Below are 23,116 nucleotides of genomic sequence, written 5' to 3'. Positions count from 1 at the left end.
ATCTCTGACAATTCCAACAAAGAGAGAGGCAATACCAATGGGTGTGTATGACTACAAAAACTTCGGCACAGCAGACTCCAAGGCGTTGTTCAGCGACGCCATGGCGATCACGCTGTATTCCTATCACAACCTCGACAACGGTTTCGCCACCGGTTACCAGCAAAACGGCTTCGGCCTGGGCTTGCCGGCAACCCTGGTTACCGCACTGATTGGCGGCACCGATTCCCAGGGCGTCATCCCCGGCATTCCCTGGAACCCCGATTCGGAAAAGGCCGCGCTCGACGCCGTGCAAAAAGCCGGCTGGACGCCGATCACCGCCGCGCAATTGGGCTATGACGGCAAGACCGACGCTCGTGGAACCTTCTTCGGCGAGAAGGCCGGTTACACCAGCGCTCAAGTCGAGATTCTCGGCAAGTACGACGCCCAGGGTCATCTCACCGAAATCGGCATCGCGTTTCGTGGCACCAGCGGTCCGCGAGAAATCCAGATCGGCGACTCCATCGGCGATGTGATCAACGATCTGCTGGCGGCGTTGGGTCCCAAGGATTACGCGAAAAACTACGCGGGCGAAGCCTTCGGCAATTTGCTCGGTGACGTTGCGGCATTTGCCCAGGCCAATGGGCTGTCGGGCAAGGACGTGCTGGTCAGCGGCCACAGCCTCGGTGGCCTGGCGGTCAATAGCCTGGCGGACTTGAGCAGCGAAAAATGGTCCGGGTTCTACCAGGATTCGAACTACATCGCCTACGCCTCGCCGACCCAGAGCAGCAGCGACAAAGTGCTGAACATCGGTTATGAAAACGACCCGGTATTCCGCGCCCTCGATGGCTCGTCGTTCAACCTGTCCTCGGTAGGCGTGCACGATGCCGCCAAGGATTCGACGACCGATAATATCGTCAGCTTCAACGACCATTACGCGTCGACGGCGTGGAACGTGCTGCCATATTCCATTCTCAACATCCCCACCTGGATCTCGCACTTGCCCACCGGTTACGGCGACGGCATGACCCGGGTGCTGGAGTCGCAGTTCTACGACCTGACCAGCAAAGATTCGACCATCATCGTCGCCAACCTCTCGGACCCGGCGCGCAGCAACACCTGGGTTCAGGACTTGAACCGCAATGCCGAAACCCACAAAGGCAGCACCTTTATCATCGGCAGCGACGGCAATGACCTGATCCAGGGCGGCAAGGGCAGCGACTACCTGGAAGGCCGCGACGGCAACGACACCTTCCGCGATGGCGGTGGCTACAACATCCTGTTGGGCGGCAAGGGCAGCAACGTGCTGGACCTGCAGCAGTCGGTGAAGAACTTTGTCTTCGCCAATGACGGTGCCGGCAACCTGTACGTGCGCGACGCCAATGGCGGCATCAGCATCACTCGCGACATCGGCAGCATCGTGACCAAGGAGCCGGGGTTTCTCTGGGGTGTGTTCAAGGATGACGTGACCCACAGCGTCACCACCAATGGCCTTGCGACCGGCAGCAACCTGACCCAGTACGCTTCAAGCATCAAGGGCACGACCGGGGCCGACACCCTCAACGCGCACGCAACGGGCGACTGGTTGTTTGGCCTTGATGGTAACGATCATTTGATTGGCAGCATTGGTAACGACGTGTTTGTCGGCGGGGCGGGGAATGACCTGATGGAGTCGGGTGGCGGGGTCGATACGTTCCTGTTCAGCGGCGCGTTTGGCCAGGACCGGGTGGTGGGTTATCAAACCAACGACAAACTGGTGTTCCTCGGGGTTCAGGGTGTTGCGCCGAACGATGATTATCGGGCCCATGCCACGGCGGTGGGGCAGGACACGCTGCTGACATTCGGCAGTGATTCGGTGACCCTGGTGGGTGTGGGGCTGGACAGTTTGTCCAGTAGCGGGATTGTGATCGCCTGAGGGTGATGGGGCGCCGGTAAGGGCCTCTTCGCGAGCAAGCCCGCTCCCACAGGGATTTTGCGAACAATGAAAATCCAATGTGGGAGCGGGCTTGCCCGCGATGAACGACAACGCGGTAGATCGGTGACTCACGGTTCACTCCCGGACTCCAATACCTGCACCAACAGGAACTGGCACTAAAGCATCAGCCTCTTTATGCGTTACACTATAACGCTATTGCTGCATGCCGCCATTGAGTACAGGAGATTTTGCAACGTGAGTAACAGCAAGAGGTACATCGTCAGTTTGGCGGTGGCCTTTCTATCGGCCACCGCCGCCGCAGACCTGCCTCAGAGCTCGATTCTGACCCGTTATGGGGTCACCTCCGATCAATTGCCCAAACCGGCAGTGACCGAACCCGCCAACCCTGTCGAAGAAAAAAGCCGCTTCAAGCTCCAGCCAGAACAGCCCTGGGTGACAGTGCGCCTGGGCGATGGCAAACAACCGGAGAAGACCGGCAATATCAGCATCGATCGTTCGATGCAGCAGGAACTGGAGCGTTGCCAGCGGATGCAGGAACAACTAATCCGGCGCGGGGGACAATACATTTCCTGCGACAACAGCATTCCGGGATTCACTGAGCCGCCAGCAATAGCCCACTGACCACGACATGAGTGACTGATATGACCCTATCCACCAGCGTGGCAGGGCAGGTGGGACGTGTTTCCCCTGCGCTTGCTACCAGCGCGGCAAAAACCAATACGCGGATGCTGGCGATCGATGCCCTGCGCGGCTTCGTCATGCTGTTGATGCTCATCGACCACGTACGGGAAACCTTTCTGCTGCACCGCCAGGTGACCGATCCGATCGACGCCTTTAGTGTGACCCCGGACCTGTTCTTCACCCGACTGCTGAGCACCCTTTGCGCCCCGGTGTTCATCTTCCTCACCGGTTTGTCGGCCTGGCTCTACAGCCAGAAACACACGGCCAATGAAACCTCGGTGTTCCTGCTCAAACGCGGGCTGTTCCTGGTGTTTCTGGAACTCACGTTCGTGTGCTTTGCCTGGAACGCCGAGTTCCCGCCCAAGACGTTGTGGCTGCAAGTGATCTGGTGCATCGGCATCTGCATGATCGTGCTCGCCGGGTTGCTGCACTTCAAACGCGGTTGGTTGATCGTGCTCGGGGTGGCGATTGTCGCCGGGCACAACCTGCTCGATGGCGTGACCGTGGGGCCGGAGTCGCCGTTCTTCGTGCCGTGGTCGATCCTGCATCAGCGGGTGTTCATCGATATCACCGAGTTCACCCGGGCTCGCACCACGTATCCAGTGTTGCCGTGGATCGGGGTGATTCTGCTGGGCTGGGCCATCGGGCCATGGTTCGGCAAGGACATGGCATCGGCGGAGCGGACTTCGCGGTTGCTGAAAGTCGGTGTTGGCTTGCTGGTGGCGTTCGTGTTTATCCGCTACCTGAACGTTTACGGCGAGAAACCTTGGGTCCAGACCGGGGACTCACTTCGCACGTTCATGAGCTTTATGAGCGCGAAGAAGTACCCGCCATCGCTGATGTTCCTGATGCCGACGCTGGGTCTGGGGTTGATTCTTCTGGCGTTATTCGAGAAAGCCCAGGATCGCTGGTCCACCGCGACCTTGGCGATTTACGGCGGTGCGCCGATGTTTTTCTATTTGCTGCACCTGTACGTGCTCAAGGCGATGTACCTGGTGGCCGTGGCGATTTGGGGCACCAATCAGGGCACTTATTATGGCTTCGATAACCTGCCCCTGGTCTGGCTATGGAGCGTGATCCTCGGGGTGTTGCTGTTCTTCCCGACGCGCTGGTTCGCCAATCTCAAACAGCGCCGTCGCGATATCGCGATTCTCAAATATCTCTGATTTGGCTGCCCGCGATGACAACGCGGGCAACCCGTTCAGGGCATCAGTCTTCCTTGCGAACCGTGGCCACGTCATCGGCCCGGACTTTTACCTTCGCCCCGGAAATATCTTCAAACTCGAAGAAGCCATCCTTGGTTTTGGTGTTCGGCATGTCCTTGGTCAAATACTGGGTACCGTTCTGCAGGGTCACGACCGTCGGCGTCGAGCAACCGGCCAAGGCCAGAAAGGCCGCTACTGCCAGGGGCAAACCCAGAGTCTTGATATTCATACACACCTCTTATCACTGAATAAAAACAGCGCGAACGCCTCGCTTGAGGTCAATCGTCGCTGTGCCTCTAACGCGGTTGGTGCAATGGAATGGCAGAAAGTTCGATGGTCACCCGAAAATTGCCGGATAGCGTTGCCACTGATCCTTTTCCGTTTGCACCGGGTGGGGCATAGCTGGTATCTGTACGCATAACCAGTACTCGTTTGCCATGGCCCTTTTGCCCGTGATTGTAAATCCTCTCGATGACCCGTTCTATTACTTGAATAACTTCCTGCAAGTGCTTGATTGGCTTGAACATCGTTATGCCGATGTATTGAGCGTCGAGGAACAGGATTTCATCCGCGACTTCAATCGACTGCCCCGTGAATCCCAGGCGCTGCTGGTCAGGCTGGTGATGCGCAAGGGCGTGCATTTCAGGGCGGGTAAACTGAGTTACGTCGAGATCGGCGACATCGACAACGCTGCGGCGCCGCTACTGGCATCGGGCTGGGTCGATGAGCAGTCGCCGTTGCACATCGAAGACTTGTTCGAGGTGTTGCTCAAGGCCGAGATTCTCCAGTGTTTTGGCAGCGTCATCGATCAGCCAAAAGGCAAAAAGACCGATTGGCTGCCGGCCCTGAGCGAGCAATTTCCCGAGGCGCAAAGTTTTGCCCTGTGGTGCCCGGCATTGAATGACCGGTTGTTCAGCCTGACCGTCATGGGCCTGTGCGACCGGCTGCGGCTGATGTTTTTTGGCAATCTTTACCAGGACTGGTCGGAATTCGTGCTGGCCGACCTGGGCATCTTTACCTATGAAAAAGTCGAGTTCTGCGCCGAGTCCCGTGGCTTGCGCAGTCGCGAGGACGTCGACGCCTGCCTGTTTCTGCACAGCTGTCAGCAACGTTTTGAGGCTGGTGAAGACGTGGCGGACGTTGTCGAGCAGATCAACGGGCTGCAGCTCGACAATCCCTGGCTGCAAAGACGTCGCGGCAAACTGCTGTTCCAGATCGGTCAACACTGCGAGCGCATTGCCGATTTTTCCACCGCCCTGAGCCTCTACCGCGAATGCGCTTACCCCGGCGCGCGTCTGCGGCTGATTCGCGTGCTGGAGCGCTGTGCTGAATATCAACTGGCGATGGACCTGGCCGCCCACGCCGAGCAAGCCCCCGAAAGCGCCGCCGAGCATCAGCATTTATCGCGTGTGCTGCCCAGACTGCGGCGCAAATTGGGTGGGCCGCCGATCAAACGGCCAGCCCCTCGGGCCATGCAGCGTCTGGACCTGCAACTGCCCCGGCACGATCCGGCGTTGTCGGTGGAGTCTTACGTTCAGGCGCACCTGGCGGACGATTCGGCGCCGGTGCATTACGTCGAGAACAGTCTGATCAATTCACTGTTCGGGCTGCTGTGCTGGCCGGCGATCTTCGCGCCGTTGCCGGGGGCGTTTTTTCACCCGTTCCAGCGCGGGCCGGTGGACCTGCTCAACGAAGACTTTCATGCGCGGCGCGCGGACCTGTTCCAGGCCTGCCTCGCCGAACTCGATGACGGGCGTTATGTGCAAACGGTTCGCGAGCGTTACGGCGCCAAATGGGGCGTGCAGTCACCGTTCGTATTCTGGGGCGCGCTGAGCGAAGAACTGCTGGAGCAGGCGCTCGACTGTCTGCCAGCGGAACACCTCAAGCACTGGTTCAATCGACTGCTGCTCGACATCAAGGCCAACCGCGCCGGCATGCCGGACTTGATCCAGTTTTGGCCGCAACACAAAACCTACCGGATGATCGAAGTCAAAGGCCCAGGCGATCGGTTGCAAGACAATCAATTGCGCTGGCTGGAATTCTGTCACGAGCACCAGATGCCGATCGCCGTGTGCTACGTGCAATGGGCGGAGCAGGGCGCGTGAGCTACAGCATTGCGGTGCGGGCGCTGTGTGAATTCACCGCCAAGGTCGGCGACCTCGACCTGCGCTTCACCCCGTCACCGACTGCGCTGGAAGGCATCGTCGGGCATCGCACCGTGGCGTCACGGCGCAACGAGGGTTACCAGAATGAGGTCGCCCTTGAGGGCCAGTATCGGACCTTGACCGTGAAGGGCCGGGCGGATGGCTACGACCCGGTGCAGAACTGCCTTGAAGAAGTTAAAACCTACCGTGGCGACCTGAGCAAACAACCGGCCAACCACCGTCAGTTGCACTGGGCGCAGGCGAAGATCTACGGCGGGTTGATGTGCCAGAAACTGCAGTTGGAGCAGATTAATCTGGCGTTGGTGTACTTCGACATCGTCAGCGAGAAGGAAACCTGCCTGGTCGAGACCTTCAGCGCCGCCGAATTGCAGCTATTCTTCGAACACCACTGCGGGTTGTTCCTGCACTGGGCCGAACAGGAAATGGCCCATCGCGAAGGGCGCAATCTGGCGGCACAACGGTTGGCATTTCCTCATCCTGATTTTCGCCCCGGGCAACGGCATCTGGCTGAGTCAGTGTTCAAGGCTGTCAGCACCGGTCGCTGCCTGATGGCCCAGGCGCCGACCGGTATCGGCAAGACCGTTGGCACGCTGTTCCCGATGCTCAAGGCCTTGGCGCCGCAACAACTGGACAAGGTGTTTTTCCTCACGGCGAAAACCCCGGGGCGCAAATTGGCGCTGGACGCCGCTCAGGTCATCCTCGACAGCGCCGACGCGCCACCTTTGCGAGTCCTCGAGATGATCGCCCGGGACAAGGCTTGTGAGCACCCGGACAAAGCCTGCCATGGCGAGTCTTGCCCGTTGGCCCAAGGTTTTTATGATCGTCTGCCGGCCGCGCGTCAGGCCGCCAGCCAACTGAGCCTGCTGAACCAGAGTGCCTTGCGCGAGGTTGCCCTGCAGCACGACGTTTGCCCCTACTACCTGAGCCAGGAAATGGCTCGCTGGGCGGACGTGGTGGTCGCCGACTACAACTACTATTTCGACTTCAGTGCGTTGCTGTTCGGGCTGGCCCAGGCCAATAACTGGAAAGTCGCGGTGCTGGTGGACGAAGCCCACAACCTGGTAGAGCGCGGCCGGCAGATGTACAGCGCCAGCCTCGATCAGGCGACGTTGAACAACGTGCGAAAAACCGCGCCCGAGCCGTTGAAGAGATCCTTGCAACGGGTCAATCGCGAATGGAATGCCCTGCATGATCAGCAACTGAGCCCCTATCAGGCCTACGACAAAGCCCCGGAAAAACTGCTTCAGGCGCTGTCCTTGTGCTGCGCGAGCATCGGCGACTACCTGAACGATCATCCTCAGGGCCTGGACAGCGGATTACAGAACTTTTATTTCGACATGCTGCAATTCGGCCGCATGGCTGAACTGTTCGATGAACATTTCCTGTTCGACATCAGCAAGCGCGACCTCGAGCGCAAGCGCAACCTGTCGCAACTGTGCCTGCGCAATGTTGTGCCCGCCGCTTTCATTCGCCCGCGCCTGACTGCTGCGCGTAGCGCCGTGTTGTTTTCCGCCACCCTGAGCCCTCGGCATTACTATGCCGATTTGCTGGGAACACCAGCGAACACGGTATGGATCGATGTGGAATCGCCATTTCATGCCGATCAGCTGCAAGTACACATCGTCAATCAGATTTCGACCCGCTATGTCCATCGTCAGGCATCCCTCGAGCCCATCGTCGAGCTGATTGCCAAACAGTTCACGCAACGCCCCGGTAACTATCTGGCGTTTTTCAGCAGCTTCGATTATTTGCAGCAAGTGGCCCAGTTGCTGGCCGAACGGCATCCGCACATCACGCTGTGGTCGCAGTCCCGGGGAATGGGGGAAGTGCCGCGTCAGGCGTTTCTCGATCAATTCACTGTTCATAGTCAGGGCGTGGGGTTTGCGGTGCTGGGAGGAGCATTCGGCGAAGGCATCGATTTACCCGGCGCGCGGTTGATTGGTGCATTCATTGCCACCCTGGGGTTGGCGCAACTGAATCCGGTCAACGAACAGATGAAACAGCGCATGGCGGCGATTTTCGGTGCCGGGTATGACTACACCTACCTGTTTCCTGGCGTTCAGAAAGTTGTGCAAGCCGCGGGGCGGGTGATCCGCACTCAGCAGGATCAAGGGGTGGTGATGCTGATCGATGACCGGTTTGGCGAGAGCAAGGTCAAGCAATTGCTGCCGCGCTGGTGGTCAGTTGAGTTGACGCAATTCCCTTCTGTTCTGTAGGAATATTTACTTTATAAAACAGCGACATATCTTGAAAGACACGCTCATTTGAACAAACAGCGAAACAGCGCTTCGCCGCTTTTCCACCGATGGCAACGGCAGCCGGTTACCAATTCGAGACTCATATTGTTGCCTGCAATCAAGAGTTCGCTCATGCATCGAGCATCAAAAGAGCACTCAGGAGTCTGGAAAAGCAGGAAATGGAAAGGTTCGTCACTGTGTCGGATCTGGATGCCAGTATGAGTAATGCGCAAGCGATCATTCTGGCCTTCGAGACGGCAGCCAAAGCGATCAGCGGTTCGCAAATCACCTTGTATGAGCGCGGGTTGGGGGCATTGAACGAACGGACCTTACGCGCTCAAAGTACTTATACCAAAGCCGCCGACGGGACCTTGACCATCGCAGGAACACCGGCACCTTATACGTACAGCGCTTATGGGAGGGTCATCGACAATCACATCTACACGATGAGTGAGCGCGATGAAATGATAAAAGAATGTCATCTGGCACTGCTCAAAACCCAAGCCCATGCTGAACGGGTGCCGGATTTTGTGTACAACGATCTGTACGCCTATATCGTCAAGTACGTGTACCGATAATCCGTCGCGCCAATGCGACAAACCCACGTATAGGTTTTTTGAATTTCCTGACAAGCGGTTTGTCGCATACTCCAGAAGAACAACAATAAGGACAGGGATCCATGAGCGATGACCGGACCAAGACCAATGCCATCGAGGAGAAGCGCTTTCGTCTGCTGATCGATGCAGTGGTCGACTACGCGATCTACATGATCGACCCCGATGGCATTATCAACAGTTGGAATTCCGGTGCCAAACGCTTCAAGGGATATGAAGAGGCGGAGATTCTAGGTCAGCACTTTTCGCGTTTCTATACCGAGGAGGATCGCAAAGCCGGTCTGCCCCAGCGCGCGCTCGATACCGCCATTCGCGAAGGGCGGTTCGAGGGCGAAGGCTGGCGGGTTCGCAAGAACGGCACGCATTTCTGGTCCCACGTCATCATCGATCCCATTCTCGATCCGTCGGGCAAATTGCTGGGTTTTGCCAAGATCACCCGGGATTTGACCGACCGTAAAATGGCCGAAGAAACCCTCAAACAAAGCGAGCAGCAGTTCCGGCTGCTGGTGCAAAGCGTTACCGACTACGCCATCTACATGCTCGCCCCGGATGGACGCCTGACCAACTGGAATCTGGGAGCTCAGCGAATCAAGGGATATCGGCCCGAAGAAGTTATCGGCCAGCATTTCTCGATGTTTTACACCCCTGAAGACCGTGAAGCCGGTGAACCGCAACGGGCGCTGGAGATTGCTACGCGCGAGGGGCGATTCGAAAATAAGGCTTGGCGCATGCGCAAGGACGGCACGCGGTTTTTTGCACATGTCGTGGTCGACCCGATTTGGGGCGACACCGGCACGTTGCTGGGATTTGCCAAGATCACTCGGGACATCACCGAGGTGACCCAAGCCCAGCAAGCCCTTGAAAAAACCCGCGAAGCGTTATTTCAGGCGCAAAAGATGCAGGCTATCGGTCAACTCAGCGGGGGGATTGCCCACGACTTCAATAATCTGCTGACCGTTATTCTCGGCAATCTGGAAATCGTTCGTAAACGTGCGGCAGACGACCCGAGAATTACCCGTTTGCTCGACAACGCCACTCAAGGCGCCATGCGTGGGGTTTCCCTCACCCAGCGCATGCTGGCGTTTGCCAGGCGTCAGGAGCTCAAGACCGAATCCGTCGAGATACCGGCGCTGATACAGGGGATTACCGGGCTATTGCGTAGCTCTCTGGGGCCTGGGGTGAGCATAGAAACCCACTTTTCGCCCGAACTCGAACCTGTCATGGCCGACGTCAATCAGCTCGAACTGGCGGTACTGAACCTGGCGACCAACGCCCGCGATGCAATGCCCGACGGTGGGAAACTTGTCATCAGTGCCCAAACAGAAGAAATCCACGATCAGTCGAAATTGTCCCTTTCGCTTGGCCGCTATGTCTGCCTGAGTGTCACGGATACGGGGGAGGGCATGGATGACGCTACCCTGGCCTCGGCAATGGACCCCTTCTTCACCACCAAAGGCGTCGGCAAAGGCACTGGCCTCGGGTTGTCGATGGTTCATGGGTTTACAGAGCAACTGGGTGGGCGCTTCATTCTGAAAAGCCAGAAGGACGTCGGCACTACGGCCGAACTCTGGTTACCCGTCGCAATCGCCGGCTCGACCACCGATCCCGTTACCGAGGATACAGCCGGGTCGCAGGTGCCATGTTTGTGTGTATTGGTTGTGGACGACGATAGCCTGGTATTGACCAGTACCAGCCTGTTGCTTGAAGACCTGGGCCATCGGGTGATCAGTGCAGCGTCCGGTGCACAGGCACTGGAGCTGTTCGACAGCGAACACGATTTTGACCTGGTCATTACGGACATGGTCATGCCCAAGATGAGTGGTGCGCAGCTGGCGCAGGCTATTCGGGCAATGAGGCCGCACCTGCCGATCATCCTCGCCACCGGCTACGCCGAGCGCCTGGAAGGCTTCGCGTCCAGACTTCCGCGCCTGTCCAAGCCTTTTACCCAACTCAATCTGGTGGAAGTCATTGCCTTGGCGATGAAGTGAATGACACAGGCAATCGGGCTGAACTTGTCGGTTCGTGCTTCTTCTAAACGTTTTTTCATCCGCTACCTGAATCGGGTTGACAGTACCGTGCCGAGAATACTGACCGAACCCGCAGCAGCCGAAACGCTGACTGAACACAACGCCAAGATGTTCGGTTCACCCAAGGAACGTCTGGATTTCTACCGCCGGGAAATCCAGTACGAGACCAGCATTCTGGCCAACCGCACCGACGCCTATCTGGCAGCGCAATCGTTTCTGGTGATCGCTTTCGCTTCTTGTATGGCCAATCTCAACCCCGAATGGGGAAAGCTCTTCACGCTGGTGGTCCCGCCATTCCTGGCACTGTTGGGGTTGCTCAGTTCGCTCAACGCCTGGCCGGGTATTCGCGCCGCTTACGACATCATCGATCACTGGCACTTCAAGCAAAGTGAATTGCTGCGTAGCGAGCCACTGATGGGGCTGGCCTACGACGAGTCACCGCTGTTCAGTAAAATGGAATCGACCCACAAGGGTTATCGCAAGTCGCTGCTGTTCTCCGTGCGCACGCCGTGGATCTTCGCCACGTTCTGGGTGTTGCTGGGCACCTATGCTGTTTACATCCAACTGACCAATCCCGGCGCGTGACGCCGTAAAATCAAAAAGGCCCGGCATACGCCACAATCCCCTTGGGGGCCCCATCAGTTGTGGCGAGCGAGCTTGGTCCGGGCGGCGTTCCGGCGGGAGCAAGCCCCCTCGCTACAGGCTTCTCTGTGAACAGCATCAAGCCGCCAGCCCGAGCTCTTTTTTGTAGCGGGCTTTCAGGCTTTCCATCTCTACACCCAATTCGTCGAGCGTCGTTTTGCCCAGCAGTTTTTTGGCCTGAGGAAACATTTCCTTTTCCTCCTCTTCGATGTGATGCTCCAACAACTCCTTGACCACTTTCACTCGACCGGCAAATTCAACGGTAGAGGGATCGGTGGTTTTCAGGTCGGGAAGCACCAGCGAATCGACGGTGCGATGTTCTTCCTTGGCTTCGTAATACATCACGTCCTGCTCTTTGCCCCCGGCCTTTTTATACGCCGGATACAAGACTTCCTCTTCCAGGCGGGTGTGGATCGATATTTCCATTTCCAATTTTGCCAGCAGCTCGGTGCGCTTTTTAACCCCACGCTCGGTGGACTCGCTCAACTGTGCCAGGATGCCTTTTACGCGTTCATGGTCGGCTTTCAACAGGTCAATGGCGTTCATGGTCAAACCTCTTGTTTAGTCACGGGTCAGGCGCAAACGGTCTTCCTGCCGTTGTCGCTCATACTGTTGGAGCATTTCCCGTGCCGGTTTCAGAATTCACAAAAAAACCTGTAAAAACAGTTGATTGTGATCGGCTGGAAGCGACGTTTGTCGTGCAACCTGCATGAATATCCATTGCTGTTCAGTGCAGGTTGACCGAAGGAATGGCTTCGCCGAGAAAGGCGTCAGACGTGTTGCTGATTACGCCGCTCATAACGGGCCAGGATCGGTTGAGTGCTGATGCCATGGACCAGGATACTGAGCGCCACCACCGACAACGTCAGGTCGGTGCACAGCGTCGCCGCGGCCGGACCGAGGTCGTGGTTCAAGGCGTAGAACAGGTAATAAAAGCTTCCGATGCCGCGAATCCCGAACCAGCCAATCAACAGCCGCTGGCGGCCGTCCAGCAAGCGCCCCCACGGCATGAGCCATACACACAAGGGGCGAATGGCACAGAACAACACCAGTGCAATCACCAACGCTCGCCAGTCCCAATGGCCCACCAGCACCACGCCCAGCAGGGTGACCAGAAACACTTCCATGGCGCGTTCCACCAGGCTACCGAAGGCCAGCATGTCGCCCATCATGATGCCCGCCGCGACTTGGGTTTCTGGCAAGTTCGTCACGTCGCCGTGGACGGCAGCCGCAGGTTCGACGTTCTGGTGGCCGACTACCGGTTGCACCAGATGCTCGGCGGGGATCCGCGCGTCGCCGGTGGATTTGACTTCGGCCTGCCGCAACCCGAGGCCTGCGGCGAATACCGATAAAAAGCCATAGGCATGTATCTCCTCGGCCGCGACATACGCGAGGGCGATCAGGGCCAGGGTCAGGTAATCGTTGGGAGAAATGGTGCTGTCGGCATTGCGGATGCGCATCGACAAGGTCAAGCGACCGATCCCGTGCCCCATCCAGTAACCGATGAGAAAACCGGCCGGCACGGCCCACAGCACACTTTTCAGTGCCCACTCACTGAGCCAGGCGTCGCTATCGCCGCCCTGCTGCACGAACAGCAAGCCGAGGATCACGAAGGGGAAGGCGGTACCGTCGTTGAGCCCCGCCTCACCCGTGAGCCCGAAACGCACCGAATCGTAATCCCTGGCGTCGTTGACCTGCACCAGCGAGGCCAGTACCGGATCGGTGGGGGCCAGGATCGCCCCGATCAGCAGCGACGGCCCCCAAGCCACGGCAAAACCGTAATGCAGCAGCAGGCAGATGCCAACGATGGTCAAAATCATCACCGGTCCCGCCAGGCCGAACGCCACGCGCCATCGAAGATCCTTGAGCGGCAGGCGCAATTTGAGACCGCAGACAAACAGTGAAAAGATCACCGCGACTTCCGTCAGGTGCTCCATCCAGATCGCCGTGTCCTTGATGTCCAGCTTCAGCAGCCCCAGGCCCGTCGGACCGATCGCCACACCCAGCGCCAGGCACACCGCCGAGGTGGTCACCGGCATCCAGCGCAGATAGGACGAGGTCAGTGCCAGAATCAACAGCACCGCACCCAACACCGCCACCCATACAGTGAAGTTCATGCCCGGTTCTCGGAGGTAGGCCGCCGACCGCCGGCGGATGGCGGAATCAGGAGCGTCACACGCCGGTCACACGCACGTACTCAGGTCCCAGATAATTGAACCAGAGCAGAATCATCTCCACCAGGATAGTCACCAGCACCAATAGCCCGACGCCCCATACGCTCGCCGCATTCAGCAAGCCTTCTTCTTTGCGCTCGTGCATGAAGATCGGCAAACCGACGAACAGCAGAAACGTCGAATAGAGGGAGGCGGCCCCCAGCACCGTGATCGCCAGCCAGCGGCTCGGGTAGAGCCCGGCGATACCAGCAAGGAAGAACGGGGTGACGGTGTAGGCGGCAAAACCGATGCACTGATTGACGGTGGGGCGGGAGTCGAAGGTGCGCGACATCCAGCGGATGAACAGCCCCATCAGCACCACGCCGACAATGATGCTCAGGTACAGCAGCCCGCAGAGTTGCAGGGCGCTGGTGGCACTGAGTTTGACCGTTTCATTCTCGGCCAGGCTCCAGCCGACATAGGTGGTACCGATAAACAGGCAGACGGCGGGGATCAAGGCGAGCACTAGCAAATGAGCGAGGTAATGGCGCGGATTCGCTTCCTCTTCCTTACGAATATCTGTCCAGACGAAATTGGGCTGAGTGAACAGCCTGACGAGGGGTGCGGACATGACGACCTCCAGATAGCGAGCGGCCCGGCGTAGCGGCCCCTAAAAGTATTGAGGTGCATCCATCGCCGGGGGTTCATTTTTTATCAGGAGCGTCATGGGCGGTCTGCCCGAGGGAATGTTTCCAGGCGTCGAAGGTCAACCGAGCAGTTCCTCTTGCCTGGATACCTGGTCATGAGCGTCAGCCAAACCGTCGTCGAATATTTGCGGCAACACGAATTGCGACTGACGACCGCCGAGTCCTGTACCGCCGGAAAGATCGTGACCTTGCTGGCCGAAGTGCCGGGCAGCGGGGACTTGATCGAGAGCGGCTACGTGGTTTATTCCCCTGAAGCGAAGCAACGGTTGCTCAACGTCAGCCCCCATACGATCAAAACCTTCAACCTGACCAGTTGTGAAGTCGCTCGCGAAATGGCCTTGGGCGCCTTGCTCGACAGCACCGCCAACGTCGCCGTGGCCACCACCGGGATTTTGGGGCCGGAGGATGTCGACGGGATTCCGGCCGGCACCATCTGTTTCGCCTGGGCGTACCAGACTGAGCGAGGGAAGTATGTGTTCACACATCAGCATCGGTTTTTCGGCTCCCGCAGCAAGGTCCAGTTATTGGCCGCAGAGCATGCCTTGAAGCAGATCTCGTTTTTTTATCAACGTGCACTGACCGGTGAACAAGATCAGGTAAATCAATGAACGACGAATCCCGCCGCACCGAATACCACAGCCGCGATTTTCCGGTGCGCGAAGACATGGCCTATCAGGTCAAGGTCTGGCGATTCGAGCGCTGGGGCTGGTACGTGTTGGTGCTGCTGGTGGTGCTGGCCTTGCTCGGCTTGTTTTCACGTGGCCCGCTCAGTTCCCGGGATGTTCACGGCAGCGATGGCAAGGTGCGGGTGGAATACGAGATGTTCCACCGTCATGGCTCGACCAATCCGATGAAGCTCAGCGTGATCGGCCGGCCGGATGCCACGGTTGAACTGGAACTGACCGGAGAACTGCTGGAGGGCTTCGACATCGAAACCCTGCAACCGGAACCTGTGCGCGCACTCAGTGGCGAGCAGGGCATGAAACTGTGGGTGCAAACCGACGCGCAAGGGCAGGCCAGCCTTTACCTGACGTTGCGCGGGGATGGGCTGGGCCTGTTTCGCAGCCAGATCGCCTCGCCCGGTGCAGCCCCCGTCAAGGTGGATCAATTCATTTTTCCTTAGGTGACTTATGGATTCGGTATTGCGCGCGGCCGTGATGTACCTGGCGTTGATGGTGCTGTTCAAGATCGCGGGCCGGCGCTCTTTGGCCGAACTGACGACGTTTGATTTTTTGCTGCTGATGATCATCGGCGAGGCCACGCAACAAGCATTGCTGGGCGATGATTTTTCCCTGACCAACTCGATGCTGGTGATTGTTACGCTGATTGCTATCGACGTTGGGCTTTCACTGCTCAAACAGCGCTCGCAATGGGTGTCGCGGCTGATCGATGGAGGACCGACGATCATCGTCGAAAACGGCAAGATCCTGCACGAACGCCTGCGCCATGCGCGACTGGTGGAAGCGGATGTCATGGAGGCTGCGCGGTCGAGCCAGGGCATTGAAACCCTTGAGCAGATCAAATTCGCCATCATCGAGCGCAATGGCAAGATATCGGTGATTGCTCAAGAGCCCTGACTCACCCGCGAACCTGCATTTGGCCCCTGTAGCAGGACGTCAGCCGCGTCAAAGCATCGGCTTGCCGCCCGTGACGCCATACCGTTGCCCGGTGATGTAGCTGGCTTCATCCGAGGCCAGCAGCACATAGATCGGCGCGACCTCCACCGGTTGACCGGGACGGCCGAGCGGGGTTTGCGCGCCGAAGTTTTGCACGTCTTCGTCGGGCATGGTCGAGACGATCAATGGCGTCCAGATCGGCCCTGGCGCCACGCTGTTGACCCGGATGTTTTTCGGTCCGAGCATCTGCGCCAGGCCGGCGGTAAAGTTGGCAATCGCGCCTTTCGTGGTCGCGTAGGCCAGCAACGTCGGCTTGGGCATGTCGGAGTTGACCGAACTGGTGTTGATGATCGAACTGCCGGGCTGCATGTGCTTCAGCGCGGCCTGACAGAGCCTGAACATGGCCGTGATGTTCACATCGAAGGTCATCACCCATTCTTCGTCGGGGATGTCCTCGATGTTTTCGTGGCTCATCTGGAACGCGGCGTTGTTGACCAGAATGTCGATCCGGCCAAAACGCTCGATGGTTTTGTCCACCAGCGCCTGGCAGTGCGCTTTCTGCGCCACATCGCCGGGCAGCAGCAGGCATTGACGACCGGCCTGTTCGACCCAACGTGCGGTTTCCTGCGCATCTTCAGTTTCATTCAGGTAAGCAACCACCACATCCGCGCCTTCCCGGGCGAACGCAATCGCCACCGCACGGCCGATACCGCTGTCGCCACCGGTGATCAGGGCGATTTTGCCCTCCAGCCGCCCCGAACCTTTGTAGCTCTGCTCGCCACAATCCGGGTAAGGGTCCATTTTCGTTTGAACCCCGGGGACTGGCTGGCTTTGTTTCGGGAAGGGTGGTTTTGGATAGTCAGTCATCGGGAAATCTCCTCGGCTCAAGGCAAAAGACTCAAGCGCCACAAGCGCTCGTTGAGGGTTGACCCCGGTCTTTTGTCTTGAGTTCGGTTGGATTTCCGCTGGCTACTCAGTGATCGTTCCCACGCTCTGCGTGGGAACGCAGCCAAGGACGCTCCGCGTCCCAAAAGATCGGACGCAGAGCGTCCAGTGAGGCATTCCCACGCAGAGCGTGGGAACGATCAATTAACCCGTGGTGCCGCAAGGGTCAGCGGTTACGCAAACTACGCTCCATCCGCGCGATCCCTTCTTCCAGCAGCGCCCGCGGGCAGCCGAAGTTCAGGCGCACGAACTGCCGGGCGTTATCGCCAAAATCCAGCCCTGCGCTCAGCCCGACCTTGGCCTGTTCGAGGAAGAATTGCTGCGGGTTGTCCAGTTCCAGCGCCGTGCAATCGAGCCACGCCAGGTAAGTGCCCTGGGGCACGTTCATGGTCACACCCGGCAACCGCGTGCGAACCGCCTCCACCAGATAATCCCGATTGCTTTGCAGGTAAGCCATGAGCTCGCTCAGCCACGGGCCGCCTTCGCTGTAGGCGACGCGGGTGGCTTCCAGGCCCAGCGGGTTGACGCTGTCGACCATGCCGCAGCGGGCGTGGTTGACACGATGGAGTAGCGCAGCGTCCTGAATGATCATGAACGCCGTCTTCAGGCCGGCGATGTTGTAGGCCTTGCTCGCCGACATCAGGGTGATGGTGCGCTTGGCGATCTGCGGGCTGAGAGAGGCAGTCGGAATGTGCACGCGCCCGTCGAAGCACAGTTCGGAGTGGATCTCGTCCGAGATGATCCAGGCGTCCTGCTCCAGGCAAATGTCAGCGACCGCTTGCAGTTCTTCCCGGGGAAAGACCTTGCCCAGCGGGTTATGCGGATTGCTCAGCAACAGCGCGCCACCGCCTTGCAGCGCCTGGCGCAAGGCATCGAGTGGCGTGGCATACGTGCCATTGGCCAGCGCGTCGAAATCCAGCTCGACCTTGTTCAACTGCCAGTGACCCGGTGCATGGCGCAGCGGCGGGTAGTTGGGCGTCTGCACGACCACGTTCTGCTGCGGCTGAACCAGCGCATGCAGGGCCATGTTGAAACCTGACTCGATACCCGGCAGGAATACCAGTTCCTGAGGTTGAACACGCCAGGCGTACTTGCTCCACAGGTCGGCGACGATGGCGTCGCGCAAGTCATCCTGAGCCACGCTGTAACCGAGCATCGGATGTTCCAGGCGTTTTTGCAGTGCCTGAATGATCGCTGGCGGCGCGGCGAAATCCATGTCGGCGACCCACATCGGCAATACGTCGGCCGGGTAGCGGCTCCATTTGGTACTGCCGGTGCCATGGCGGTCGAACACCTGATCAAAATCGAAAGTCATGCTCAGTCTCATAAAAAGCAGAGGGGTTAATCCGGCGCTCATGATAAGCGCCAACCTTCACCGCTGGCGAGGTGCTCGATAGACCATGACCGGCAAGCCACCGACGGTCGGTTTCCAGACCGCGCACGGCAACATTGTCTAAAGTTCTAATTGGCGGTAGTTCCGTTGCCGTCACCGTGATCGTCCAGAAAAACCCGGTCATCGCACCGGGTTTCCACCTGATCAGGAGTGCACGATGGACCTCAACCGTCGTCAGTTCTTCAAGGTCGCAGGTATCGGCCTTGCGGGATCCAGCCTCGGCGCGCTGGGCATGGCCCCGACGCCAGCTTTCGCCGAACAAGTGCGTCATTTCAAGCTCGCCCATACCCATGAAACCCGCAACACCTGCCCGTACTGCTCGGTCGGTTGCGGCTTGATCATGTACAGCCAGGGCGATAACGCGAAGAATGTCGCCCAGAGCATCATCCACATCGAAGGCGATGCCGACCACCCCGTCAATCGCGGCACCCTCTGCCCCAAAGGCGCAGGCCTGCTCGATTTCATTCACAGCCCCAGCCGTCTTCAGTACCCGCAGGTGCGCAAGCCCGGCACCACGGAGTGGACGCGAATCTCCTGGGATGAAGCGCTGGATCGCATAGCCGACCTGATGAAGGCCGACCGCGACGCCAACTTCATCGAGAAGAACGCCCAGGGGCAGACAGTGAATCGCTGGCTGACCACCGGTTTCCTCGCGGCGTCGGCGTCGTCCAACGAAGCGGGGTACATCACCCACAAGGTGATTCGCAGTCTCGGCATGCTGGGGTTCGATAACCAGGCACGTGTCTGACATGGCCCGACGGTGGCAAGTCTTGCCCCGACGTATGGCCGTGGTGCCATGACCAACCACTGGACCGATATCGCCAACGCGAATCTGGTTCTGGTGATGGGTGGGAATGCCGCCGAAGCGCACCCTTGCGGTTTCAAATGGGTGACCGAAGCCAAAGCCCACAACAAGGCGCGGCTGATTGTGGTCGACCCGCGCTTCACCCGTACGGCCTCGGTGGCCGACTATTACGCGCCGATCCGCACCGGTACCGACATTGCCTTCATGGGCGGGCTGATCAATTACCTGCTGACCGAAGACAAGATCCAGCACGAATACGTACGTGCCTATACGGACGTGTCGTTCATCGTCAAGGCCAACTACGGTTTCGAGGACGGGTTGTTCAGCGGTTACGACGCGAGCAAGCGGATCTACACCGATAAGTCCGGCTGGGGCTATGAAATCGGCGAGGACGGTTTCGCCAAAGTCGACCCGACCTTGCAAGACCCACGCTGCGTCTATCAATTAATGAAGCAGCATTACAGCCGCTACACCCTGGAACTGGCCAGTCAGGTCTGCGGCATGCCCGTGGACGCGATGAAGAAAATCTGGGAGGAGATCGCCACCTGCTCGCAACCGGGCAAAACCATGACGATTCTCTACGCGCTGGGCTGGACCCAGCATTCGACCGGCTCGCAGATGATCCGCAGCGCGGCCATGGTGCAACTGCTGTTGGGCAACGTCGGCATGCCGGGCGGGGGCGTCAACGCCCTGCGCGGGCACTCCAACATCCAGGGCTTGACCGACCTGGGCTTGCTGTCCAACCTGCTGCCCGGTTACCTGACCCTGCCGGCCGAGGCCGAACAGGATTACAACGCCTACATCGCCAAGCGCGCACTCAAGCCGCTACGTCCCGGGCAGATGTCTTACTGGCAGAACTACGGCAAGTTCCACGTCAGCCTGATGAAAGCCTGGTACGGCGCCAATGCCACCGCCGAGAATAACTGGGGCTACGACTGGCTGCCCAAGCTGGACATTCCCGGCTACGACATCCTGAAAATGTTCGACATGATGGGCAAGGGCCAGGTCAACGGCTACATGTGCCAGGGCTTCAACCCGATCGCCGCCTTGCCGGACAAGAACCGGGTGATGAAGGCGTTGGCCCAGCTCAAGTGGCTGGTGGTGATGGACCCATTGGCCACCGAAACCTCGGAGTTCTGGCGCAACGTCGGGCCGTACAACGATGTGGAAACGACCGGCATCCAGACAGAAGTCATTCGCCTGCCTACCACCTGTTTCGCCGAAGAAAACGGTTCACTGGTCAACAGCGGTCGCTGGCTGCAATGGCACTGGAAGGGTGCCGACGGCCCGGGGCAGGCGCGCACAGACATAAAGATCATGGCCGAGTTGTTCTTGCGCCTGCGCAAGCGTTACCAGGCCAACGGCGGTGCCGGGGCCGAGCCGATCCTCAAGCTCGACTGGCCCTACAAAGTAGCGGATGACCCGACACCGGAAGAGCTGGCCCGGGAATTCAACGGCTACGCCGTATCCGATATCACCGACGCTTCGGGCGCGATGATCAAGACCGGTCAGCAGCTGTCCGGCTTCGGCCAACTCAAGGATGATGGCAGCACGGCGTCCGGGTGCTGGATTTTCTGCGGCAGCTGGCCCGAGCAGGGCAACCTGATGGCCCGGCGTGACAACAGCGATCCTTTCGGCATGAAGCAGAACCTGGGCTGGGCCTGGGCCTGGCCGGCGAACCGGCGGATTCTCTACAACCGTGCCTCTTGCGACCCTCAAGGCAAACCGTGGGACCCAAACAAACGGCTGGTATGGTGGAACGGCAAGGTCTGGACCGGCACCGACGTGCCCGATTACAAGGTCGACGCCGCACCGGAAGCGGGCATCAATCCGTTCATCATGAACCCTGAAGGCGTGGCGCGTTTCTTCGCCCTCGACAAGATGAACGAAGGGCCGTTCCCGGAACACTATGAGCCGTTCGAAACGCCCATCGGCATCAACCCGATGCACCCCAACAACAAGCAGGCGACCAGCAACCCGGCCGGGCGGATCTTCGATTCGGTGTGGGACACCCTCGGGCAGGCCAAGGACTTCCCTTATGCGGCGACCAGCTACCGGCTGACCGAACACTTCCATTTCTGGTCCAAGCATTGCCCGATCAACGCTATTACCCAGCCCGAACAGTTTGTCGAAATCGGTGAAGTCCTGGCCAAGGAGAAGGGCATTGCCGCAGGCGACCGGGTGCGGGTCAGTTGCAAACGCGGGCATATCGAAGCAGTGGCGGTGGTGACCAAGCGGATTCGTCCGCTGCAGGTCAACAATCAGGTGGTGCATCAGATCGGTATCCCGTTGCACTGGGGCTTCACCGGCGCCACCCGTCACGGTTACCTGACCAACACCCTGGTGCCGTTCCTCGGCGATGGCAACACTCAGACCCCGGAATCCAAGTCATTCCTGGTCAACGTGGAGAAAGTCTAAATGGCCAGCCAAGACATCATCGCCCGTTCGGCCACCACCACCATGCCGCCTTCGGTGCGCACCCAAGAGGAAGTGGCCAAGCTGATCGACACCACCAAGTGCATTGGCTGCAAGGCCTGCCAGGTCGCCTGCTCGGAATGGAACGAGCTGCGCGACGATGTCGGTCACAACCTCGGCACTTACGACAACCCTCATGATCTCAGCGCAGACACCTGGACCCTGATGCGCTTCACCGAGCATGAAACCGACGCCGGCAACCTCGAATGGCTGATCCGCAAGGACGGCTGCATGCATTGCGCCGAACCCGGCTGCCTGGCGGCGTGCCCGAGCCCCGGCGCGATCATCAAGCACGCCAATGGCATCGTCGATTTCGATCAGGATCATTGCATCGGCTGCGGGTATTGCATCACCGGTTGCCCGTTCAACATTCCGCGCATCTCGCAAAAGGATCACAAAGCCTATAAATGCACGCTGTGTTCGGACCGGGTGGCGGTGGGGCTGGAGCCGGCCTGCGTGAAAACCTGCCCGACCGGAGCCATCGTTTTCGGCAGCAAGGAAGACATGAAAGAACACGCCGCCGAACGTATCGTCGACCTCAAGAGCCGTGGTTTCGACAACGCCGGTTTGTATGACCCCGCAGGCGTCGGCGGCACTCACGTGATGTATGTGCTGCACCATGCCGACACGCCCAGGTTGTACGCCGGGCTGCCGGATCACCCGGCGATCAGTCCACTGGTGGACCTGTGGAAAGGCCTGAGCAAACCCCTGGCGCTGCTGGCCATGGGCGCGGCTGTACTGGCCGGGTTCTTCCATTACGTGCGCGTCGGGCCACAACTGGTCGAGGAGGACGAACATCCAGTCACCCTCGACCCGGCGGTGCATGAATTCGATCCCTCGGTGCACACCTTTGATCCGACGAAACCCGGCGGGGAGGACAGGCCATGAACAACAAACCGATCCTGCGCTACACCGCCAACCAGCGCACCAATCACTGGCTGGTGGCGATTGTGTTTCTCATGGCCGCGCTGTCGGGGCTGGCCTTGTTTCACCCGGGGCTGTTCTGGCTCAGCAACCTGTTTGGCGGCGGTTCGTGGACGCGCATTCTGCATCCGTACATGGGCGTGGCGATGTTTGTGCTGTTCCTCGGCCTGGTGTTCAGTTTCTGGCGGGCGAACTACTTCAGCGCCAACGACCGGTTGTGGCTCAGGCGCGTCGGGACGGTCATGCGTAACGAAGAGGAGGGCGTGCCGCCGATCGGCAAATACAACCCGGCGCAGAAAGTGCTGTTCTGGATCTTGCTGATCTGCATGCTGGTGCTGTTGTTCAGCGGGTTGGTGATCTGGCGTGCCTGGTTCAGCGCGTACTTCGGCATCACCGGTATTCGCTGGGCGATGCTGCTGCATGCGCTGGCGGGGTTCATCCTGGTGCTGAGCATTATCGTTCACGTCTATGCCGGTATCTGGATTCGCGGCTCGGTCCACGCCATGGTGCGTGGCAGGGTCAGCCGCGCCTGGGCGAAAAAACACCATGAACTCTGGTATCAGGAAGTGACCCGAGACGAGACGCCTGAGCGACCGATCACCAAAAAAGGATGAC

General features: G+C 59.1%; 19 protein-coding genes and 1 pseudogene. 14 read left to right on the top strand and 6 right to left on the bottom strand.

Going from position 1 to position 23,116, the window contains the following annotated elements; all coding sequences use genetic code 11:
* The first annotated feature begins 37 nt into the window (after positions 1-37).
* The 3 genes from MMG91_RS00385 (at position 38) to MMG91_RS00375 (ending at position 3,759) form a co-directional block, all read left to right on the top strand.
* The gene (locus MMG91_RS00385; RefSeq protein WP_310658352.1) at positions 38-1,891 is read left to right on the top strand and encodes a polyurethanase; all 1,854 of its coding nucleotides are present in this window, start codon (positions 38-40) and stop codon (positions 1,889-1,891) included.
* Between the two features lie 255 nt (positions 1,892-2,146).
* Positions 2,147-2,533, top strand: a complete 387-nt coding sequence (locus tag MMG91_RS00380) for a hypothetical protein (RefSeq protein ID WP_310658351.1) — start codon at positions 2,147-2,149, stop codon at positions 2,531-2,533.
* A gap of 20 nt (positions 2,534-2,553) precedes the next feature.
* The gene (locus MMG91_RS00375) at positions 2,554-3,759 is read left to right on the top strand and encodes a heparan-alpha-glucosaminide N-acetyltransferase domain-containing protein (RefSeq protein WP_310658350.1); all 1,206 of its coding nucleotides are present in this window, start codon (positions 2,554-2,556) and stop codon (positions 3,757-3,759) included.
* 43 nt (positions 3,760-3,802) lie between these two features.
* On the opposite strand, the gene MMG91_RS00370 is transcribed toward MMG91_RS00375, so the two are convergent.
* Positions 3,803-4,027 (bottom strand): YgdI/YgdR family lipoprotein, encoded by a 225-nt coding sequence (locus tag MMG91_RS00370; RefSeq protein WP_008012287.1) that lies wholly within the window; start codon positions 4,025-4,027, stop codon positions 3,803-3,805.
* Positions 4,028-4,235: 208 nt separating this feature from the next.
* Between MMG91_RS00370 and MMG91_RS00365 the strand changes: the two genes are divergently transcribed.
* From MMG91_RS00365 to MMG91_RS00345, 5 genes and pseudogenes are all read left to right on the top strand, one after another.
* Entirely contained in the window at positions 4,236-5,903 is a 1,668-nt protein-coding gene (locus MMG91_RS00365) for a VRR-NUC domain-containing protein (protein ID WP_310658349.1), read from the top strand.
* Positions 5,900-8,179, top strand: a complete 2,280-nt coding sequence (locus MMG91_RS00360; RefSeq protein ID WP_310658348.1) for an ATP-dependent DNA helicase — start codon at positions 5,900-5,902, stop codon at positions 8,177-8,179. The genes MMG91_RS00365 and MMG91_RS00360 overlap by 4 nt, the downstream gene beginning before the upstream one ends.
* 71 nt (positions 8,180-8,250) lie before the next feature.
* Positions 8,251-8,778, top strand: a pseudogene (locus MMG91_RS00355) (zeta toxin family protein); the annotation flags it as partial.
* A 101-nt stretch (positions 8,779-8,879) separates the two neighbouring features.
* Complete coding sequence (locus tag MMG91_RS00350) at positions 8,880-10,802, top strand: PAS domain S-box protein (protein WP_310658347.1); 1,923 nt, start codon at positions 8,880-8,882, stop codon at positions 10,800-10,802.
* 87 nt (positions 10,803-10,889) lie between these two features.
* Positions 10,890-11,426 carry a hypothetical protein gene (locus tag MMG91_RS00345; RefSeq protein WP_305449696.1) on the top strand — a complete coding sequence of 179 codons (537 nt, stop codon included), beginning with the start codon at positions 10,890-10,892 and terminating at the stop codon, positions 11,424-11,426.
* 135 nt (positions 11,427-11,561) lie between these two features.
* Here the strand turns inward: MMG91_RS00345 and MMG91_RS00340 are convergent, their stop codons facing one another.
* The 3 genes from MMG91_RS00340 to MMG91_RS00330 form a co-directional block, all read right to left on the bottom strand.
* Complete coding sequence (locus MMG91_RS00340; protein ID WP_305449697.1) at positions 11,562-12,029, bottom strand: hemerythrin domain-containing protein; 468 nt, start codon at positions 12,027-12,029, stop codon at positions 11,562-11,564.
* 224 nt (positions 12,030-12,253) lie between these two features.
* Positions 12,254-13,600, bottom strand: coding sequence for a sodium:proton antiporter (locus tag MMG91_RS00335; RefSeq protein WP_310658346.1), 1,347 nt, complete (start codon positions 13,598-13,600; stop codon positions 12,254-12,256).
* Between the two features lie 55 nt (positions 13,601-13,655).
* Positions 13,656-14,267, bottom strand: a complete 612-nt coding sequence (locus MMG91_RS00330; protein ID WP_310658345.1) for a Yip1 family protein — start codon at positions 14,265-14,267, stop codon at positions 13,656-13,658.
* A 171-nt stretch (positions 14,268-14,438) separates the two neighbouring features.
* Between MMG91_RS00330 and MMG91_RS00325 the strand changes: the two genes are divergently transcribed.
* From MMG91_RS00325 to MMG91_RS00315, 3 genes are read left to right on the top strand one after another with little or no spacing between them, the layout of a single operon-like run.
* Positions 14,439-14,951, top strand: a complete 513-nt coding sequence (locus MMG91_RS00325) for a CinA family protein (protein WP_310658344.1) — start codon at positions 14,439-14,441, stop codon at positions 14,949-14,951.
* Positions 14,948-15,466 carry a hypothetical protein gene (locus tag MMG91_RS00320; protein ID WP_305449701.1) on the top strand — a complete coding sequence of 173 codons (519 nt, stop codon included), beginning with the start codon at positions 14,948-14,950 and terminating at the stop codon, positions 15,464-15,466. Before MMG91_RS00325 ends, MMG91_RS00320 begins: the two co-directional genes overlap by 4 nt.
* A 7-nt stretch (positions 15,467-15,473) precedes the next feature.
* Positions 15,474-15,920, top strand: a complete 447-nt coding sequence (locus tag MMG91_RS00315; RefSeq protein ID WP_305449702.1) for a DUF421 domain-containing protein — start codon at positions 15,474-15,476, stop codon at positions 15,918-15,920.
* 48 nt (positions 15,921-15,968) lie between these two features.
* Here MMG91_RS00315 and MMG91_RS00310 read toward each other — a convergent pair whose 3' ends face one another.
* Together MMG91_RS00310 and MMG91_RS00305 are read right to left on the bottom strand one after the other, a co-directional pair.
* Complete coding sequence (locus tag MMG91_RS00310) at positions 15,969-16,826, bottom strand: SDR family oxidoreductase (protein WP_310658343.1); 858 nt, start codon at positions 16,824-16,826, stop codon at positions 15,969-15,971.
* Positions 16,827-17,070: 244 nt separating this feature from the next.
* The gene (locus MMG91_RS00305) at positions 17,071-18,219 is read right to left on the bottom strand and encodes a PatB family C-S lyase (RefSeq protein WP_310658342.1); all 1,149 of its coding nucleotides are present in this window, start codon (positions 18,217-18,219) and stop codon (positions 17,071-17,073) included.
* 235 nt (positions 18,220-18,454) lie between these two features.
* Here MMG91_RS00305 and fdnG point away from each other — a divergent pair, with 235 nt between their 5' ends.
* From fdnG to MMG91_RS00290, 3 genes are read left to right on the top strand one after another with little or no spacing between them, the layout of a single operon-like run.
* On the top strand, positions 18,455-21,520 hold the full coding sequence (fdnG, locus tag MMG91_RS00300; RefSeq protein WP_310658341.1) for a formate dehydrogenase-N subunit alpha: 3,066 nt from the start codon (positions 18,455-18,457) through the stop codon (positions 21,518-21,520).
* Positions 21,521-22,465, top strand: coding sequence for a formate dehydrogenase subunit beta (gene fdxH, locus MMG91_RS00295; RefSeq protein WP_310658340.1), 945 nt, complete (start codon positions 21,521-21,523; stop codon positions 22,463-22,465).
* Positions 22,462-23,115, top strand: coding sequence for a formate dehydrogenase subunit gamma (locus MMG91_RS00290; protein WP_310658339.1), 654 nt, complete (start codon positions 22,462-22,464; stop codon positions 23,113-23,115). The genes fdxH and MMG91_RS00290 overlap by 4 nt, the downstream gene beginning before the upstream one ends.
* The last annotated feature ends 1 nt before the right edge of the window (position 23,116 follow it).

Source organism: Pseudomonas sp. JL3 (assembly GCF_031570575.1).
Taxonomy (GTDB): Bacteria; Pseudomonadota; Gammaproteobacteria; order Pseudomonadales; family Pseudomonadaceae; genus Aquipseudomonas; species Aquipseudomonas cucumis.
Note: the sequence above shows the minus strand (reverse complement) of the source record. Positions and strands in the feature narration are given on the sequence as shown.